At 64.1% G+C, this 16,976-nt stretch carries 16 protein-coding genes and 1 pseudogene; 8 read left to right on the forward strand and 9 right to left on the reverse strand.

The window, feature by feature from the left end; all coding sequences use genetic code 11:
• Window positions 1-45: 45 nt before the first annotated feature.
• Complete coding sequence (locus E8A46_RS03565; RefSeq protein WP_291557555.1) at window positions 46-1,053, reverse strand: DMT family transporter; 1,008 nt, start codon at window positions 1,051-1,053, stop codon at window positions 46-48.
• Window positions 1,054-1,149: 96 nt separating this feature from the next.
• Here E8A46_RS03565 and E8A46_RS03570 point away from each other — a divergent pair, with 96 nt between their 5' ends.
• Entirely contained in the window at window positions 1,150-2,013 is an 864-nt protein-coding gene (locus E8A46_RS03570) for a LysR family transcriptional regulator (protein ID WP_291557558.1), read from the forward strand.
• 870 nt (window positions 2,014-2,883) lie between these two features.
• Here the strand turns inward: E8A46_RS03570 and E8A46_RS03575 are convergent.
• From E8A46_RS03575 to E8A46_RS03590, 4 genes are all read right to left on the reverse strand, one after another.
• Window positions 2,884-3,294, reverse strand: a complete 411-nt coding sequence (locus E8A46_RS03575) for a hypothetical protein (RefSeq protein WP_291557561.1) — start codon at window positions 3,292-3,294, stop codon at window positions 2,884-2,886.
• A 10-nt stretch (window positions 3,295-3,304) separates the two neighbouring features.
• Window positions 3,305-4,015 (reverse strand): ligase-associated DNA damage response endonuclease PdeM, encoded by a 711-nt coding sequence (gene pdeM, locus E8A46_RS03580; protein WP_291557564.1) that lies wholly within the window; start codon window positions 4,013-4,015, stop codon window positions 3,305-3,307.
• Between the two features lie 3 nt (window positions 4,016-4,018).
• The gene (locus tag E8A46_RS03585) at window positions 4,019-6,838 is read right to left on the reverse strand and encodes a ligase-associated DNA damage response DEXH box helicase (protein ID WP_291557567.1); all 2,820 of its coding nucleotides are present in this window, start codon (window positions 6,836-6,838) and stop codon (window positions 4,019-4,021) included.
• A gap of 79 nt (window positions 6,839-6,917) precedes the next feature.
• A complete protein-coding gene (locus tag E8A46_RS03590; protein WP_291557570.1) occupies window positions 6,918-7,844 on the reverse strand; it encodes a methyltransferase domain-containing protein in 927 nt (308 codons plus the stop codon).
• Between the two features lie 82 nt (window positions 7,845-7,926).
• On the opposite strand from E8A46_RS03590, the gene E8A46_RS03595 reads away from it, so the two are divergent.
• From E8A46_RS03595 to E8A46_RS03615, 5 genes are all read left to right on the forward strand, one after another.
• Window positions 7,927-8,964 (forward strand): ligase-associated DNA damage response exonuclease, encoded by a 1,038-nt coding sequence (locus E8A46_RS03595; RefSeq protein WP_291557573.1) that lies wholly within the window; start codon window positions 7,927-7,929, stop codon window positions 8,962-8,964.
• Window positions 8,961-10,841, forward strand: coding sequence for an ATP-dependent DNA ligase (locus tag E8A46_RS03600; RefSeq protein ID WP_291557576.1), 1,881 nt, complete (start codon window positions 8,961-8,963; stop codon window positions 10,839-10,841). Before E8A46_RS03595 ends, E8A46_RS03600 begins: the two co-directional genes overlap by 4 nt.
• Window positions 10,842-10,915: 74 nt before the next feature.
• Entirely contained in the window at window positions 10,916-11,218 is a 303-nt protein-coding gene (locus tag E8A46_RS03605; RefSeq protein ID WP_291557578.1) for a DUF6460 domain-containing protein, read from the forward strand.
• Window positions 11,219-11,297: 79 nt separating this feature from the next.
• Window positions 11,298-12,512, forward strand: coding sequence for an MATE family efflux transporter (locus tag E8A46_RS03610; protein WP_291557621.1), 1,215 nt, complete (start codon window positions 11,298-11,300; stop codon window positions 12,510-12,512).
• An 11-nt stretch (window positions 12,513-12,523) separates the two neighbouring features.
• The gene (locus E8A46_RS03615; protein WP_291557581.1) at window positions 12,524-13,258 is read left to right on the forward strand and encodes an MBL fold metallo-hydrolase; all 735 of its coding nucleotides are present in this window, start codon (window positions 12,524-12,526) and stop codon (window positions 13,256-13,258) included.
• Between the two features lie 24 nt (window positions 13,259-13,282).
• Here the strand turns inward: E8A46_RS03615 and E8A46_RS03620 are convergent, their stop codons facing one another.
• Together E8A46_RS03620 and E8A46_RS03625 are read right to left on the reverse strand one after the other, a co-directional pair.
• Window positions 13,283-14,380, reverse strand: a complete 1,098-nt coding sequence (locus E8A46_RS03620) for a quinone-dependent dihydroorotate dehydrogenase (RefSeq protein ID WP_291557583.1) — start codon at window positions 14,378-14,380, stop codon at window positions 13,283-13,285.
• Entirely contained in the window at window positions 14,377-14,721 is a 345-nt protein-coding gene (locus tag E8A46_RS03625) for a DUF952 domain-containing protein (RefSeq protein ID WP_291557623.1), read from the reverse strand. Before E8A46_RS03625 ends, E8A46_RS03620 begins: the two co-directional genes overlap by 4 nt.
• 190 nt (window positions 14,722-14,911) lie before the next feature.
• Between E8A46_RS03625 and E8A46_RS03630 the strand changes: the two genes are divergently transcribed.
• A complete protein-coding gene (locus E8A46_RS03630; protein WP_291557586.1) occupies window positions 14,912-15,565 on the forward strand; it encodes a helix-turn-helix transcriptional regulator in 654 nt (217 codons plus the stop codon).
• Between the two features lie 158 nt (window positions 15,566-15,723).
• Here the strand turns inward: E8A46_RS03630 and E8A46_RS03635 are convergent, their stop codons facing one another.
• Window positions 15,724-16,503, reverse strand: coding sequence for a class II aldolase/adducin family protein (locus E8A46_RS03635; protein WP_291557588.1), 780 nt, complete (start codon window positions 16,501-16,503; stop codon window positions 15,724-15,726).
• Window positions 16,504-16,753: 250 nt separating this feature from the next.
• Window positions 16,754-16,885 (reverse strand): hypothetical protein, encoded by a 132-nt coding sequence (locus E8A46_RS03640; RefSeq protein ID WP_291557591.1) that lies wholly within the window; start codon window positions 16,883-16,885, stop codon window positions 16,754-16,756.
• On the opposite strand from E8A46_RS03640, the pseudogene E8A46_RS30400 reads away from it, so the two are divergent.
• Window positions 16,829-16,972: pseudogene (locus tag E8A46_RS30400) on the forward strand (2-dehydropantoate 2-reductase); the annotation flags it as partial. The gene E8A46_RS03640 and the pseudogene E8A46_RS30400 sit on opposite strands and share 57 nt — an antisense overlap.
• Window positions 16,973-16,976: the final 4 nt, after the last annotated feature.

Below are 16,976 nucleotides of genomic sequence, written 5' to 3' on the forward strand. Positions count from 1 at the left end.
CAACCACCTTCGCCATTTTGTTTTGCAGCGCTTCTACCGGAAGGATTAAAGGGAATCCTCATCCTGGGGAGCGCGCACTTGGGCGCGTCTCCGATCAAGGTAATGCGAAGCGGATTCGCGCGAACCTCCCCACTTCAATGTCGCGCCGCGGCCGCCAGCGGGGTGGGTCACGAGATAAATGCCGAGCGCCACCGGAACGATACCCAGCAGGTCGCTGATGGCGACATGTTCGCCCAATACTATCCAGCCAAACAACATCCCGAGCGGCGGCATCAGGAAATGATAGGCGCTCGCCGCCGTCGCCCCCAACACGGTCAGCAGATAGAACCACAGGAAAAACGCGGCGATCGAGCCAAGCAGGATCAGCCAAGCCAGCGATGCGAACAGCCGGCCGCTCCAGACGATATGGCCGAAATCGGAGAACATGAACGCGAATGGCGCGACCGCTAGCCCGCCGGACAGGTTCTGGATGCCGTTGCCGATCCAAAGGCTGCCCTTGGGCGAAAGAACCTTGAACAGCATCGTCCCAGCAACGAGAGCAACCAGCGCGCCGATTGCAAATGCGATGCCGACGGAACTGTCCGATCCTGCCGAAACTCGATCAGCGACAATCCATGCGACCCCGGCAACGCCCAGCGGAAGCCCCACGACCCTGCGCCACGTGATCTGATCGCCGAGAAAGACCGCGGCCAGCGCGGCCGTGAACATCGGATTGACGCTGACGATCAGCGCGTTAAGTCCAGAGGAAATCGTTTGTAAGCCGATATAGCCAAGCCCGACGTAAAGCGCATTATTCGCTATGCCGATCAGGACGAAGGCGAAGATGTCGCGCGGCGACAGATTCCATTGATCTCTCCGCAGCACCGAGATTGCCAGGATCAGTACGCCGGCAATCAGGAAGCGTATGGTCAGGAAGAGCAGCGGCGGACAATCGGCGATGCCGATCTTGCTGGCCACGAAGCCGGAACTCCACAGCAGACAGAACAGGACCACGTACAATGGCATGAGATTGATCCGACCGCGTGGAACGGCGACGGGGGGCGCGAGCGACATGGCTGTTCTCCTTCGGCCGTTGATTTATGCCGATGCCTTTTCATTCAAAAATTAAATGATAGAATGCATCCCAGTGGAAAACCGAATGGATCCGGAATGTTGGACCTCGAATTGCTTCGCAGCTTCGTCTCCGTGGTGGATGCCGGTAGCTTCACTCGAGCCGGCGAACGTGTTCATCGAACGCAATCGACGGTCAGCCAGCAGATCAAGCGGCTGGAGGACGAACTCGGGCGTCCGTTGCTTAATCGAACCGGCAAGCAGGTGGCCCCGACAGAGCATGGCGAACGACTGCTGTCCTACGCGCGACGGCTGCTCTCGCTGGCCGAAGAAGCCCGCGACGTGCTGGCGCGGCCCGGCAACGAAGGCGCGGTGCGGCTCGGAATCCCCCAGGATTTCGCGGCCTTTCGTCTGACGAAACTGCTGGCGACGTTCGCGCGCTCGCATCCTGGTCTGCGGCTCGATGTGCGCGCCGATCAAAGCGTGTATCTGCGGCGCGACCTTGAACGGGGCGATCTCGATCTCGCACTGATCAAGCGCGACGCTGGGGACGACGGAGGCCTTGCGGCTTGGCCCGAGCGGCTGCACTGGGTGACCAGCAAAGCCAATCCCGCTCACGCCGGCTCTGGCTCCGTGCCGTTGATTTTCTTTCCGACCGGCTGCCTTTATCGCACGCGCGCGATCCATGCGCTCGAAAGCGCCGGACGGACCTGGCACATGGCCTATACCAGTTCCAGCCTTGCCGGCATTCAGGCCGCGGTCGCCGCCGGCATGGGCCTGAGCATTCTTTCGGAGATGGCGATCCAGGACGACCATCGCGTCCTGACCGCCAGGGATGGATTTTCGCCGATCGATCGGACCGAAGTAGCGCTGGTGACGTCTCCCGAAGCGAGCCCCGCGACGCTGCGGCTCGCCGATCGCCTCGCCGAATTCTGCAATACGGTTCAGGCGAAGGCAGCATGAGCCGCATTGTGGTCGTGGCGAATGTCTGGATGGAGAATTGCGGGAACGCTCGTTCCGACCTCGCATTGTAGACCCGAGAATTGGCGGCCGGCCGGCTGAAATTTCGACAGAAAAAATGGATATGGAGCGCCAGCTGCGGTATCGTTGAGTCCTCGCAATGACTGAACCGCTCCCTGGATCAAAAATCGAAAGCTTGATCGCGATGCCGGTTTGCTGTGTCGCGTAGCAGCAGCCAAATGAAGGAACGCATGATGAAACCCCTAATTCTCGGCGCTGCCGCGGCTCTTGCGCTGGCGGCAGGGCCCCGCGGTGGCCAGGCATGTCATCTCTAGCCCAGGCCACTACGCCCAGAGCATCTACTGTGCGACCCGGGAAGCGGGAAATCCCTTCAGCAAGTATTGCGACTACATGGCCTGGAGCAAGTGGCGGCAGCGAGGCGGCTGGGACAGCCAGCTCGACAATGCTTGCTGGCGTAACCCCGGTTATAAGCCGGCAGGATGCTGGCCTTAGACTTTTCGGCGCAACACCAGCAAATATCTCAAAGGGCGGCTGCAAGACCGCCCTTTTTCGTGGTGTCGTTGGATCAGGTTGTTGCGGACGCCAGCGCTCTTTCAATAGCACCGCGAGGCGGCGATCACATGCAGACGGTGGTCGCCGAGCACATGCGCCATGAAGCCCGGCGGGCAAATCAGTCGGTGTCCGTACTTCGTCATTGCGAGGAGCGAAGCGACGAAGCAATCCATTCTTTCACAGTGTGGCCCAATGGATTGCTTCGCTTCGCTCGCAATGACGAGTAGGGCCTGCAGACTTGGCCAACCAGTTCCACCACAAGTCTACAGACGAAAGCGAAGGGCGCAACCCGCCCCTAGGCTACGTCGGTTCGACCAAGGCCTCCTTGGCGAGCACCCAACCAGAGAGGCCATACGATGAGGATAGGATGAAGCCCCGTATGCCCTTTGCCTTGAGCACCTGTGTCGCAGAGGCGAGATCAGCCGCCCACGAACCTGGAGCGCCCGCCAAACGATAAGACTCCGCGATTCGGGAGCCGTATTCAGCGAGAAGTTGCTCGACGGGAATTTCTGCTAATGAAAAGACAATATTGCCGAACGCATCGTTCTCGAATTGATATCCTTCAATACCGTTGAAAACGATAGTACGGCTCGTTTGCTCTTCATTTATTGCTGGGAGCCTTGGATCGCGCTTTGCGCAGAGTTTGATTTGGCGAGTCTCGCAGTTCACCTCATAGGAAACAACGAAGTCGTCATGGAGCGACGGCAGCATGGTCACTCTCTCAATAGCACCGCGAGGCGGCTATCGCATGCAGCCGGTGGTCGCCGAGCACATGCGCCATGAAGCCCGGCGTCTGGAATATTTTCGAAAAGGCTTGGTCGCGAATGTTTAAGCCGCCGGTATAGGCGCCGAATGCCGGCATCACGGCGCGCTCGCCGTCACTGGCAAAACAACGCCGCTCCATCGACCGGCCGCGCGTCGCCACCCGCGCCTTGGGATGCAGATGCCCGGCGATTTCGCCTGATGCCCCGCTCGGCTGGTGACGAAACGCGATTCTGCCGATGGCGACTTCGCTGGCGACGATGCCGCCGAGATCGGACGGCAATGCCGGATCGTGATTGCCGGCAATCCAGATCCAGTCGCGCCGCATTTGCATCGCCAAGAGCGCCTCGCGGTCCGGCGCGGACAGCCGCTGATGGGCGTCGCGGTCGTGAAAGCTGTCACCGAGTGCGATCACCGTTTGCGGGTCGTGGCGCGCGATGGCGGACGCGAGCCGGCCAAGTGTGGCCACCGTATCGTAGGGCGGCAGCAACACGCCGCGGGCGGCAAAGCTGGAGCCCTTTTCCAGATGCAGGTCCGAGACCACCAGCAGGCGCTCGTCTTCCCAGAACAGCACGCCGGAGAGATCGGCCAGCAGCGTCACACCGGCGACCTCGATGGTGGCGATGCTGGCCGATGGTTCTTCCTTGAGGGATTGCGCGCGCGCCGTCACGTTTTATCCAGTCGCCTCTTTCACCAATTCGTCGGCGGCTTCCGCCAAGAGCTCGTCGGATGCTTCGCCATAGACCGCTTCGCGGCCGATTTCCAGCATCACCGGAACCGCCAGCGGCGAAACCCGCATCAGTTCCCGGTGGGTGATTCGCCCCTTGATTCGCAGCAGCATATCACCCAATCGGCGCAGATCGAGCAAGCCGGTCGCGGCATCGGCGCGGGCGGCGCGCAGCAGCACGTGATCGGGCTGATGCTTGCGCAACACGTCGTAAATCAGGTCGGTCGAAAACAACACCTGACGTCGGGTTTTTTCCTCGCCGGTGAAGCGGCGTGCGATCAGTCCCGAGATCAGCGCGCAGGTGCGGAAGGTTCGTTTCATCAGCGCGGATTCCGCAAGCCAGGCTTCGAGGTCGTCGCCCAGCATGTCCGGATCGAACAATGCGTTGAGATCGAGCCGGCCCTGCCGGATCATGAACGACATGTCGCCGAGCCCCCACACCGCCAACGCATACTCATTGGCGACAAATCCGAGCGGCCGCGCGCGGGCGCGCTCCAGCCGCCGCGTCAAGAGCATGCCGAGCGTCTGATGCGCCAGTCGGCCCTCGAAGGGATAGCAGACCAAGTAGTGTTTATTGCCGCGTGGAAAAGTTTCCACCACCAGCTCGCGCGCTCCGGGAACGCGCGACAGGTGCGCCTGCAGCGACAGCCAGTCGCGCACCTGGTCGGGCAGGCCGTTCCACGCGCGCTTGTCAGCCAACAGATTTCGAACCCGTTCGGCGAGGTAAGTGGAGAGCGGAAACTTGCCGCCCATATAGGACGGCACCTTGGCGTCGGCGTCGTTGGCGCGCGAGACGTAGACCTGATCCTCCGAAAGCTGCTCGTAGCGCACCACCTCGCCGCCAAAGACAAAGGTGTCGCCGACCACCATCCCCTCGATGAAATATTCCTCGATCTCCCCCAGCATCCGGCCGCCGCGCCCCAGTGCGCCGGTTGATCCGGTATTTCCCTTGGCGCCGCGCGAGCGCACCAGGCGCACCTTCAGCATTGCCTCCTCGACGATGGTACCGACATTGAGGCGATAGCTTTGCCGCACACGCGGATTGGTGACGCGCCAGCGGCCGGCCTTGTCCTGCTTGATGCGCGCGAAGCGCTCATAGGTTTTCAGCGCGTAGCCGCCGGTGGCGACGAAATCGACCACGTCATCGAAATCGCTGCGCGACAGGCCTGAATAGGGGGCGGCGGTCAGCACCTCGGCATAGAGCTCGTCGGAGAGAAACGGTTCGCCGCAAGCACAGCCCAGCACGTGCTGCGCCAGCACGTCCAGCGCGCCGGTGCGCAGCGGCGGGGTGTCCTGCGCGTTCTCGTTGACCGCGTCGATCGCCACGTGACACTCCAGCACCTCGAAGCGATTGGCCGGCACAAGGACCGCGCGCGACGCTTCGTCGATGCGGTGGTTGGCGCGGCCGATACGCTGCATCAGGCGCGAGGCGCCCTTCGGCGCGCCGATATTGATGACGAGGTCGACATCGCCCCAGTCGACGCCGAGATCGAGCGAGGAAGTGCAGACCACGCCGCGCAGTCGGCCCGCAGCCATGGCGTCCTCGACCTTGCGGCGCTGCGCCACGTCGAGCGAACCGTGATGCAGCGCGATCGCAAGGCCATCATCGTTCATCCGCCACAGGTCCTGGAACAGCATCTCGGCCTGGCTGCGGGTGTTGACGAACACCAGCGTGGTCTTGTTGCGCTTGATCAGCTCATAGACCTCGTTGAGCGCATGGCGCGCGGAATGCCCGGCCCAGGGCAGCCTTTCGCGGGTGTCGAGCATCTCGACGATCGGCGCCGCCGCGCCGCCGGCGATCACGATATCGGCCGCCGCGCTCTCGCCGCCGCGCTGCGGCACCAGAAAACGCGCCAGTGATTCCGGCTCGGCGACCGTCGCCGACAGTCCGATCGCGCGCAGCTGCGGCGCCAGCCGCCACAGCCGCGCCAGGCCCAGCGACAACAGATCGCCGCGCTTGGAGGTGACCAGCGCATGCAGCTCGTCGAGCACGATGCGCTTCAGGGACGAGAACAGAAACGGCGCGTCGTCGGACGACAATAACAGCGCCAGTTGCTCCGGCGTGGTGAGCAGGATGTCCGGCGGATAACGCCGCTGCCGCTGCCGGCGCGAGACCGGCGTATCGCCGGTGCGGGTCTCGACCTTGACGGCTAGGCCCATCTCGGCGATCGGCGCCTCCAGATTGCGCGCGATATCAACCGCGAGCGCCTTCAGCGGCGAGATGTAGAGCGTGTGGAGGCCGCCGCTTCGTTTCACCTCGCGTCCGGTGGAGGTGAGGTTGCTGCGCGAGGCATGCGCCGCGAGCGCTGCATCTTCCTGCGCAGCAGGCGCCTCTTTCTCCCCTCCCCCCGCGCGCGCAACGCGTGGCGGGGTCCGAGGCGAGCGAAGCTCGCTCTCAAGGTCGGGGGTGGAGGGCGGTGCGGCAGTTTCGATGTCAGTTTGGAGACGCGAATTCGCGGAGCCACCCCCCACCCCCGACCCCTCCCCGCCGCTTCGCGGGAGGAGGGGAGAAGAGCGCACCGGCGATGAGGGCGCAGAGCGCGCCGAATGAGAGAGAGCACTCAACTCCACCAGCGTCGGCAAGAACCCGGCGAGCGTCTTGCCGGCGCCGGTGGGCGCGATCAGCAGCGCCGAGCGGTCATCGCGGGCTTTGTCAAGCAGCGCCAGCTGATGCTCGCGCGGCGACCATCCACGGCTCGCGAACCAGCGCAGAAACTTTTCAGGCAGCAGCGAGGACGGAAAAAGATCTGGTTCGAAGCTATTCACGAGCTCAGGTTAAGCCGGTCCGGCCACGGCGGTCGAGTGCTTAGAAGGCCGGGCAATCCATCCGATTGTCGCGGATGGCTCACGGCTTGGCCGCCACCACGACCAGACCGGGCACCGGCGTGTTGTCTTCGTTGCGGGCCGACAGCGTTTCAAGCTGCGACAATGCAAGGCCGGCCGCGTCGATCGACGCGCGCACATAAGCCGCGCCGTGGGCGTAGCGCAGCCCCTCGCCGATCACGACACCGTCACCGCCATGGGTTTCCGCGGTGAACGCCAATAGGCCGCCGGCAACCAGCACGCGCCTCGCCTCGTTCAGAACGGGGACGAGATCGGCGACATAGACCATCGCATCCGCCGCGAGGATGAGCTCGGCACTGGTGTCAGGCTTGCCGCGCAAGCCCTCCAGCATGTCGGCCACCTCCAGCTCGGCATAAAGCCCGGTGGCACGCGATTTCTCGACCATGCGCGGCGACAGGTCGATGCCGGTGAAATGATCGACCCCCCTGGCGAAGGCGTTCGCCGCCAATCCGGTGCCGCAGCCGAGATCGATGGCACGCCTGAAGAAGGCCGGCTTGCGGACCGCGTGGCGGGCGGCCAGCACCGCCTTGAACAATAGCGCAGGGCCGCGATAGCCGAGATCGTCGACCAGGGCACTTTCGAATTTCGGCGCGTATTGATCGAACAGCGCGCGGACGTAGGCCGACGGCATTGCTGACAGTTTCTCGGCGCCCAGCAGCATCAGCCGTAAGCTCGCGCCGTGCCGGTCGTCGCGGTCGGCGACCAGTGCTTTCCGGAAGGCTGCAATCGCCGCATCGCGCTCGCCAAGCTGTTCGCGGATTTGGCCAAGCGTGAACCAGGCGGAGGCAAAACCGGGCGCAAGCTCGGTTGCCTGAACCAGGAGATCGGCGGCGGCGGCGAGATCGCCCTTGAGCCGCAGATCGCGCGCAAAATCAAACCGGCGGTCGGCAACCAGATCGCCGGAGGACAGGAACAGTCGCGCGGGCATCAGCTCCACACTCGGTTCGCGGGCTTACTTCTCCCGGTCGGGGAGAGGTAAAAATCGCCGCTGCACGCCCTATATATCCAAAATGCGTCCGCAAGACATCCTGATGCCCGTCGCCGCCGGTCTGTGCTGCAAACCCGGCGGCTTCCATATCGATCCGGTGCGGCCGGTCGAGCGCGCCGTCATCACCCACGGCCATTCCGACCATGCACGGCCGGGCCATGGCGCGGTGCTGGCCACCCAGGAGACGCTCGACATGATGCGGCTGCGCTACGGCGACCATTTCGCCGGCACAACGCAGGCCATTGGCTATGGCGAAGCGATAAAACTCGGCGACGTCACCGTCGAATTTCATCCCGCAGGCCATGTGCTGGGCTCGGCGCAGATCGCGGTGGCTCGCGGCGGCATCCGCATCGTCGCCTCCGGTGACTACAAGGACGCGCCCGACCCGACCTGCGCGCCGTTCGAGGTGGTGCCCTGCGACGTCTTCATCACCGAGGCCACTTTTGGCCTGCCGGTGTTTCGCCACGGGAGCGCGGCGGACGAGGTGAAAAAACTGCTGGCCTCGGTGGCGCTGTTTCCGGAGCGCGCGCATCTGGTCGGCGCCTATTCGCTCGGCAAGGCGCAGCGCGTGATCGCGCTGCTGCGAGAAGCCGGCTACGACGCGCCGATCTATCTGCACGGCGCGATGGAAAAGATCACCCACTATTATCAGAGCCGCGGTGTGGCGCTCGGTGAACTGCGCCCGGTCAGAGGCATGAAGAAGGCCGATCTCGCCGGCACCGTCACGCTGGCGCCGCCGTCGGCCACCTCCGACATCTGGACAAGACGATTTCCCGATCCGGTCACGGCGTTCGCCTCGGGCTGGATGCGGGTGCGTGCCCGCGCCCGCCAGCGCGGCGTCGAACTGCCGCTGGTGATATCGGACCACGCCGACTGGGACGGCCTGACCGCCACCATCGACGCCACCGGCGCGGGCGAAATCTGGGTCACCCACGGTCAGGAGGACGCGCTGGTGCATTGGTGCAAGACGCGCGGCCTCGCGGCGCGGCCGCTCGATCTGGTCGGCTACGGCGACGAGGATGAAGGCGAGACGACTTCATCAGAGGATGGCGAAGCATGAACCGCTTCGCTGAACTGCTCGATCGGCTCGCCTATGAGCCCGGCCGCAACAACAAGCTGCGGCTGCTCGCCGGCTATTTCCGCGAGGTCGAAGACCCCGACCGCGGCTACGCGCTCGCCGCGCTGACCGGCGCGCTGTCGTTCAAACACGCCAAACCCGGGCTGATCCGCGACCTGATCGCCGAGCGCACCGATCCGGTGCTGTTCGCCTTGTCGTATGATTACGTCGGCGACCTCTCGGAGACGGTGGCGCTGATGTGGCCGTCTCCGTTCCACGGAGGATCTACTCCCCTCCCCCCGCGAAGCGGCGGGGAGGGGTCGGGGGTGGGGGGCGGCGCCGCAATCACGGAAACTGCGTTTCCTGCGGATAGACCCCCCACCCCCAACCTCGAGAGCGAGCCTTGCTCGCCTCGGACCCCGCCACGCGCGATGCGCGTGGAGGGTGGGGGGCGCACCATGCCCGACCACAACAATTCCGCCCCCGGCCACAACCACCCGCCGCCTCCAACCCTCACCGAAGTCGTCACCACACTTCGCACGCTCGGCAAGACCGAGCTGCCGAGGCAGCTATCACGCTGGCTCGACGAACTGGACGAGACCGGCCGCTGGGCGCTGTTGAAACTCGTGACCGGCGCGATGCGGATCGGGATTTCGGCGCGGCTCGCCAAGACCGCGGCAGCCGAGTTCGGCGCCAAGGACCCGCACGACATCGAACTGATGTGGCCGGGGCTCAGCCCGCCCTACCTCGATCTGTTTGCGTGGCTGGAAGGCCGCGGCGACAAGCCCGTCAATCTTGATCCCTCGCCGTTCCGGCCGGTGATGCTGGCGCACGCGATCGAGGACACGGACTTCCGCAACATCGCCGCTTCCGACTACATCGCCGAATGGAAATGGGACGGCATCCGCATCCAGGCCGTCAGCGGCAAAGACCCGCACGGCAATACCGTGGCACGGCTCTATTCGCGCACGGGCGAGGACATCACCAAAAGCTTTCCGGACTTGCTGCCGTCACTCCATCTTCCGGGCGCGATCGACGGCGAATTGCTGGTGGTGCGCGAGCGCCGGGTGCAGAGTTTCAACGTGCTGCAGCAACGCCTCAACCGCAAGGTGGTCTCGCCGAAGCTGATCAAGGACTATCCGATCCATCTGCGCGCCTACGATCTGCTCGGCGAGGACGATACCGACCTGCGCGCGTTGCCGTTCGCCGAACGCCGCGCGCGGCTGGAAGCTTTTGTCAGCAGGCTCGACGATGCGCGGATCGATCTTTCGCCAACAATCCCGTTCGATAGTTGGGACGCGCTGACGTCGGCGCGACGCGATCCGGCTGGCGCCGGCGCCGGCGAAGATGCCGACGCCGTCGAAGGCGTGATGCTGAAGCGCCGCGACGCGCCGTATCTTCCGGGCCGCCCCAAAGGCCAGTGGTGGAAGTGGAAGCGCGACCCTCACATCATCGATGCCGTGCTGATGTACGCGCAGCGCGGCCACGGCAAGCGCTCGTCCTATTATTCGGACTATACGTTCGGTGTCTGGACCTCGGGGGACAACGGCGAGGAACTGGTGCCGGTCGGCAAGGCCTATTTCGGCTTCACCGACGAGGAGCTGCTGCAGATCGACCGTTTCGTCCGCCGCAACACGGTCGAAAAATTCGGTCCCGTCCGCCATGTCGTTCATGAACCTGAACAGGGGCTGGTGCTGGAAGTGGCTTTCGAGGGCCTGCAACGCTCGTCGCGGCACAAATCCGGCGTGGCGATGCGGTTTCCGCGCATCAACCGGCTGCGCTGGGACAAGCCACCGCGCGAGGCCGACCGGCTGGAAACGCTGGAGCGGGTGCTCAAAGCCGACCGAACCATTCAGGATGCGGCGGCAGACGGCCATTGACGCCGACAGGCGGGTTCCCCATCTCCCCTGCTCTGTACTACAGTATGCGGGCAAATCCGCGCGGGAGACCATCGATGCCAGACGATACAAGGGAATTGCCGGCGGCCAATGAGGGCCTGTACCGCTTTCTCGGCGGCTCGCCGCTGACCGTGGCGTTCCGGCTGGTCCTGCTGTCGATCCTGGTCGGCGTGGTGCTCGCGGCCATCGGCTTCGATCCCTGGAACATTCTCAGCAGCATCCGGCTGTTGTTTCAGCGAATCTGGGATCTCGGCTTTGACGCCATCAACGGCTTGTGGCGCTATTTCCTGCTCGGCGCGGTGATCGTGATTCCGCTCTGGCTGCTGTCGCGGTTGTTCAGCGCGCCGCGCGGGCGATAGGATCGCGCGCAGGCCGGGTTCGTTGACTTCCATATCCAAGGTTACGACCGCGCAGGTTTTCGCCATCGCCGGTCCGGCGATGGTCGCAAACCTGACGACGCCGCTGATCGGCATCGTCTCGACCATTGCGATTGGGCGGCTCGGCGACGCCACGCTGCTCGGCGGGGTGGCGATGGCAACGGTTGTCTTCGACTGCCTGATCTGGCTGTTCGCCTTCCTGCGCATGGGCACGATTGCCTTCACCGCCCAGGCGCTTGGCGCCGGCGAGGTGCAGGAAATACGCGCGCTGCTGGTGCGGGGACTCGTCATCGCAGCACTGGTCGGAGCCGGCCTCATCGTCCTGCAGCTACCGCTCGCCGCGGTCCTGCTCGACGCCATGGGCGGCAGCGAGGGCGTCACCCGCGCGGCCAGGGTCTACTTCGGCATTCGTATCTGGGCGGCGCCGCTGGCGCTTGCCAATTATGTCGTGCTCGGCTGGCTGATCGGACAGGCGCGCGCGGGACTGGCGCTCGCGGTTCAGATCGCGATCAACATCAACATCGTCAACATGGCCGCGACCGTGGCACTTGTGCTTTGGCTCGACACCGGGATTGCGGGCGCCGCGATCGCCGCCGTTGTCGCCGAAGCGGTCGGTCTCTTGCTCGGCGTTCTGGTCGCGCGACGCCTCACGCACCAACCACTGAACGTGCCGATCTCGGCTCTGCTCGATCGCGCCAAGCTGGTCCGCATGCTGGCGGTCAATCGCGACATCATGATCGCCGCCAACGCGGTGCTGAACAACTTCCTGCTGATCAGCGCCTTCTTCCTCGACGGCCTCGCCAACGCGGCCGAGCAGCTCTGCGGACGCGCCTGCGGCGCCCGCGATCGCGCCGCGTTCTCGGGCGCGGTCCGCCTGGTGATCCTGTGGGGATTTGGCTTTGCGCTTGCGGTGGCCGCGATTTTTGCGCTGTTCGGCCCCTGGCTGATCCAGGCCATGACCGCCAGCGAGGACGTTCGGCAGAATGCGCTGGCCTATTTATGGTTCGTGGCGGTGTCGCCATTGCTGGCGGTGTTCGCCTTCGCCTATGACGGCATCTTCATCGGCGCGACCTGGGCGCGCGACATGCGCAACCTGATGGTGCTTTCACTGCTGATCTTTCTCGGCACCTGGTTTGCGCTGCGTGCGTTCGGCAATGCCGGTTTGTGGACCGCCTTTCTGATATTTTACGCCGCGCGCGGGGGCTTGCAGGCGCTGCGCTATCCGGCGAACCTGCGCGCTTCGTTCGAAGAGGCGCCGGTGACTTGCCGGGGTTAAGGGAGCGGGCGATGCAATTGCGGTTTATCGGCTGCGGCGACGCCTTCGGCTCCGGCGGCAGGGCCAACACCTGTTTTCACGTCACCGGCCACCGCGTCAATTTCCTGATCGATTGCGGCGCGTCGTCGCTGCCGGCGCTGAAGCGGCTGGGCGTTGCGCGCGACGATATCGACCTCATCCTGATCACGCATTTTCACGGCGATCATTTCGGCGGCCTGCCGTTTCTCTTGCTTGACGCGCAGTTCACCCGCCGGACCCGACCGCTGGTGATCGCCGGACCGCAGGGAATCGAGGCCCGGCTTACGCAGGTGATGGAAGCGCTGTTCGAGAATTCATCGAAGACAAAGCAGCGTTTCGACCTCAGCGTCGTTGCCCTCACGCCGGAACAGACGCACAGCTTCGGCGCGGTGAACGTGACGCCGTTTGCCGTCGTGCACGGCGAATCCGGCGGTCCGTTTTTGGGTTACCGGGTCGAGGCCGAGGACCGCGTCATCGCCTATACCGCCGACACCGAATGGACCGAGGCACTGATTCCTCTGGGCCGCGACGCCGACCTGCTGATCGCGGAAGCCTATTATTACGACAAGGTGGTGAAGAATCACCTCAGCCTGAATACCCTCGAAGCGCATCTCACCGAGATCAATCCGAAGCGGCTGGTGCTCACCCATATGAGCGACGACATGCTCGGCCGGCTCGACACCCTTACCCATGAGGCGGCGAGCGACGGCATGGTGATCGAAATCTAGCGTTTGTCTTGCGCGTCCCTTACGCTAGCTCGCCGGCCAATCCTCGGCCGTGATCGCCGCGGCATCCGCGCCGACGATCTCGGACAGCTGATCGCGCCCGGTGCGCAGCAGCGTGGAGGCAAGATCGTTCTTGATATCCTCCACAAGGCCAAGGCCCTTGTAGATCAGCGCGGAATAAAGCTGGATCAGGCTGGCGCCGGCGCGGATCTTGGTCAGCGCCGCGCCCCCGGAATCGATGCCGCCGACGCCGACCAGCGGAAACGCTCCTTCCGCGCGTACATAGGTCTCGGCCACCATCCGGGTCGACAGCCGAAACAGCGGCCTGCCCGACAACCCCCCGGACTCCCTGGCGCGGGTCTGCTCGCGCAAGGTCGGGGGCCGCGACAGGGTGGTATTGGTCACGATCATGCCGTCGACGCGGCGCGAGCGCGCGATCTGAACCACATCGTCGAGCTCATTGAGGCTGAGATCCGGGGCGATTTTCAGGAGCACCGGCGAGTCGCCGGCGTTTTGACGCACGCGCTCGCGCGCATCGATCACTCTGGCCAGAAGATCATCGAGCGCCTCGGCCTGCTGCAGGTTGCGCAAGCCCGGTGTATTCGGCGACGACACGTTGACGGTGAAATAACTCGCCACCGGCGCAAAGGTCTCGATAAGTTTCACGTAATCGGCGGTACGATCGGGGGAGTCCTTGTTGGCGCCGACGTTGACGCCGACGATGCCGCCCTGATGCGCCCGCCCGGCCAGCCGCCGCAACACCGCCTCCGCGCCGTCATTGTTGAACCCGAGGCGGTTGATGATGGCCTCGTCGCGCTCCAGCCGGAATATCCGCGGCCGCGGGTTGCCGGCTTGCGGCTTCGGCGTCACGGTTCCGACTTCGACGAAGCCGAAGCCGAGGCGCAACAGCGCGTCTGAAACCTCCGCGTTCTTGTCGAAGCCGGCGGCCATGCCGACCGGATTGGGGAAATTCAGCCCGAAAGCCCGCACCGCCAGTTTTTGGTCGTCCGGCCGCGGCCGCGCCGGTGGCAACAGCTTCAGGCCCTGGACCGCCAGACGGTGCGCATCCTCCGGATCGAACCAGCGCAACAGCGGCAACGAAAATGCATCGAATGCGCGGATCACGGCGCCAGCTCCGGGATATCGTGATACCCGTCGGACCGCGCCCGCATATCGAGAATGCCGGTGACCGCGCCGAGATCGAGTTCGCCATAGAGATGGGGAAACAATTCGTCGTTGCGCGACCGCTCCCACCGCAGCGCGTCTCCCAGCGCATCGGCGTCGACCGCGATCAGGAACAGACCGGTTTGACCGAAGAAGTGCTTCCTGGCGGTCTCCGCGACCTGCGACGCTGTGGAAAAATGAATGAAGCCATCGCTTATGTCGACGGGGCTGCCGCGGAACACGCCTTGCCGCTCCGCCTCGCGCCAGGCCGAGGCCGGACAGATTTTGTAGATCGATTTCACGCGCTTGGCGTCCTGCTTGTCGCCTGAGGCGCCTGGGATTTCCCAGGAATTCTTGCTTTTCGTTGGATCATGCGGACCGACCGTATCGGCGTGACCAGCGCACTTCAAGGGCCGCATTCCGGGTCTTGCCCAAGCTTGCGAAAACCGGTTTGATTGAGGGAATAATTCCTAACCTTGGCAAGATCGCCGGATGGCCAAAACCCAAAAAGCGCCGAAAATACTGACCCACGAGCAGATCTGGAGCGCGCTGGACCGGCTCGCCGAACGCGCCGGACTTTCGGCGTCCGGACTGGCCAGAAAATCCGGCCTCGATCCGACCACCTTCAACAAATCCAAGCGCATCACCGCCGACGGCCGCGAGCGGTGGCCTTCGACCGAATCAGTCGCCAAGGCGCTCGCCGCCGCCAGCAGTTCCATCGACAGCTTCGTCCAGTTGATCGACGATGCCGCGCGAACCGTGCAGACGGTGCCGCTGCTTGGTTTCGCGCAAGCGGGAGCCGGCCACCATTTCGACGACGACGGTTTCCCGGCCGGCAAGGGCTGGGATGAGATGGCGCTGCCTGCGGTCAATGACGATCATGCCTATGCGCTGGAGATTTCCGGCGACCAGATGCGGCCCATATATCGTGACGGCGACGTCATCGTGGTATCGCCGGCAACCGCGATCCGGCGCGGCGACCGCGTGGTGGTGAAGATTGTCGATGGCGAGGTAATGGTCAGGGAATTGAGGCGCCGGACCTCAAAGACGCTGGAGCTGCAATCGCTCAACCCCAGCCAACCCGACCGCACGCTGCCGGCCGCCGAGGTCGCGTGGATCGCCCGGATCGTGTGGGTGAGCCAGTAGATGCCCCTCGGCGTCGTCCCTGCGAACGCCGGGACCCATACGCCGCGGCCTATCGGTTGGAGCGCTGCAAGGAGACACCTTCCATAACCACGAACGCCGGTGGCTATGGGTCCCTGCGTTCGCAGGGACGACGGCGGATGGCGAATTATTTGCGCTACCTACGTCGCGTAATCCGGCTCCTTGCGGTCGAGGATGCGCTTTAAGGCATCGAAGTGCCGCTGTGCCGGGGTTGGCCCCTTGTACTGGTAGCCACCGATATCCCGCCTGGTCTTCTCGACCACGGTGTCGGGCAGCTTCTTGAGCGGCTGCCCCGTCCACATCGCGTAGATCTGAACCTGGGCGGCGCGCTCGATATAATAAAGCCGGTCATAGGCGGCGGCGATGGTTTCACCCACGGTGGAGATGCCGTGATTGGCCATGAACAGCACGCTCTTGTCGCCGATGACGCGGGCGAGGCGCGCGCCTTCGGCCGGATCAAGCGCCGGACCGGTGTATTCGTCGTCATAGGCAATCTTGTCCGACATCCCGACCTCGGTCTGGCCGATTTCCTTAATGCGCGGATCTTCCAGCCGCGTCAGCGCGCTCGCATAGGGCATGTGGGTATGAAACACGGCCTTGGCCTGCGGCAACGCCTTGTGGATCGGCGCATGGATGCAGTAGCAGGAGCGTTCAACTTCTCCCTCCCCGCGCCTGACCTCGCCGTCATCGATGCCGACTTCCATGAAGGAAGAGGCCGTCACTTCGGACCAGTGCATGCCGAACGGAATCTGGTAATAGCGGTCGCTGCGGCCCGGCACCACGAAGGTCAGGTGGTTGAAGATGCCCTCGCTGAAGCCGTGCATGAAGGCGAGGCGATGCGCGGCCGCAAGGTCGACCCGCGCCTGCCATTCCTCCGCGCTGGTATCTTTAAGCGTCTGCGGCGAAACCCTGAACTGCATGAGCATCCTCCCTGCGCAAGCTGCAGAAGCTGCAACATCGTCCGCGCCACCGCTTGGATGGCGGGCCGGACAGCCTTTTCAAAATATTGTAGCCTATTTCTGGAATCGCATTGGTTGAAATTGCCGCGGGCCTACCATCTCGATTTGCGGCTCGCGATGGCCCGCCGGCGATGATGCACCGCGGCAATTTCAGCCAATACCGTGCGCGATACCGTATTACGAAAAACCTGTGGAGTTTTGCAACATCATGTCACCTGGCAATCCGGTCGGACGTTCCGACCGCGCGACGGTCGGCGTCATCGGCCTCGGAAGCATCGGCGGCGTCATCGCCGGTTCGCTCTGCGCTCTCGATCGGCACGACGTCATTGCCTGTGTCAGACATCCCATCGAGCGGCTTACGGTCGAGCAATCGGATGGCGCGATCGAGGTTCCGATCAAGCCCCTGACCGATCCGACCGACGCGGAACCGCGCG

This window comes from Bradyrhizobium sp., assembly GCF_004799445.1.
Taxonomy (GTDB): Bacteria; Pseudomonadota; Alphaproteobacteria; order Rhizobiales; family Xanthobacteraceae; genus Bradyrhizobium.

What these genes read in the sequence shown, in the direction of transcription:
- E8A46_RS03565 (WP_291557555.1), bottom strand. Translation starts at nt 1,053, where the DNA reads ATGTCGCTCGCGCCCCCCGTCGCCGTTCCACGCGGTCGGATCAATCTC.
- E8A46_RS03570 (WP_291557558.1), top strand. Translation starts at nt 1,150, where the DNA reads ATGTTGGACCTCGAATTGCTTCGCAGCTTCGTCTCCGTGGTGGATGCC.
- E8A46_RS03575 (WP_291557561.1), bottom strand. Translation starts at nt 3,294, where the DNA reads ATGCTGCCGTCGCTCCATGACGACTTCGTTGTTTCCTATGAGGTGAAC.
- E8A46_RS03590 (WP_291557570.1), bottom strand. Translation starts at nt 7,844, where the DNA reads ATGCCCGCGCGACTGTTCCTGTCCTCCGGCGATCTGGTTGCCGACCGC.
- E8A46_RS03595 (WP_291557573.1), top strand. Translation starts at nt 7,927, where the DNA reads ATGCGTCCGCAAGACATCCTGATGCCCGTCGCCGCCGGTCTGTGCTGC.
- E8A46_RS03600 (WP_291557576.1), top strand. Translation starts at nt 8,961, where the DNA reads ATGAACCGCTTCGCTGAACTGCTCGATCGGCTCGCCTATGAGCCCGGC.
- E8A46_RS03605 (WP_291557578.1), top strand. Translation starts at nt 10,916, where the DNA reads ATGCCAGACGATACAAGGGAATTGCCGGCGGCCAATGAGGGCCTGTAC.
- E8A46_RS03610 (WP_291557621.1), top strand. Translation starts at nt 11,298, where the DNA reads ATGGTCGCAAACCTGACGACGCCGCTGATCGGCATCGTCTCGACCATT.
- E8A46_RS03615 (WP_291557581.1), top strand. Translation starts at nt 12,524, where the DNA reads ATGCAATTGCGGTTTATCGGCTGCGGCGACGCCTTCGGCTCCGGCGGC.
- E8A46_RS03630 (WP_291557586.1), top strand. Translation starts at nt 14,912, where the DNA reads ATGGCCAAAACCCAAAAAGCGCCGAAAATACTGACCCACGAGCAGATC.
- E8A46_RS03635 (WP_291557588.1), bottom strand. Translation starts at nt 16,503, where the DNA reads ATGCAGTTCAGGGTTTCGCCGCAGACGCTTAAAGATACCAGCGCGGAG.
- E8A46_RS03640 (WP_291557591.1), bottom strand. Translation starts at nt 16,885, where the DNA reads ATGTCTGACACAGGCAATGACGTCGTGCCGATCGAGAGCGCAGAGCGA.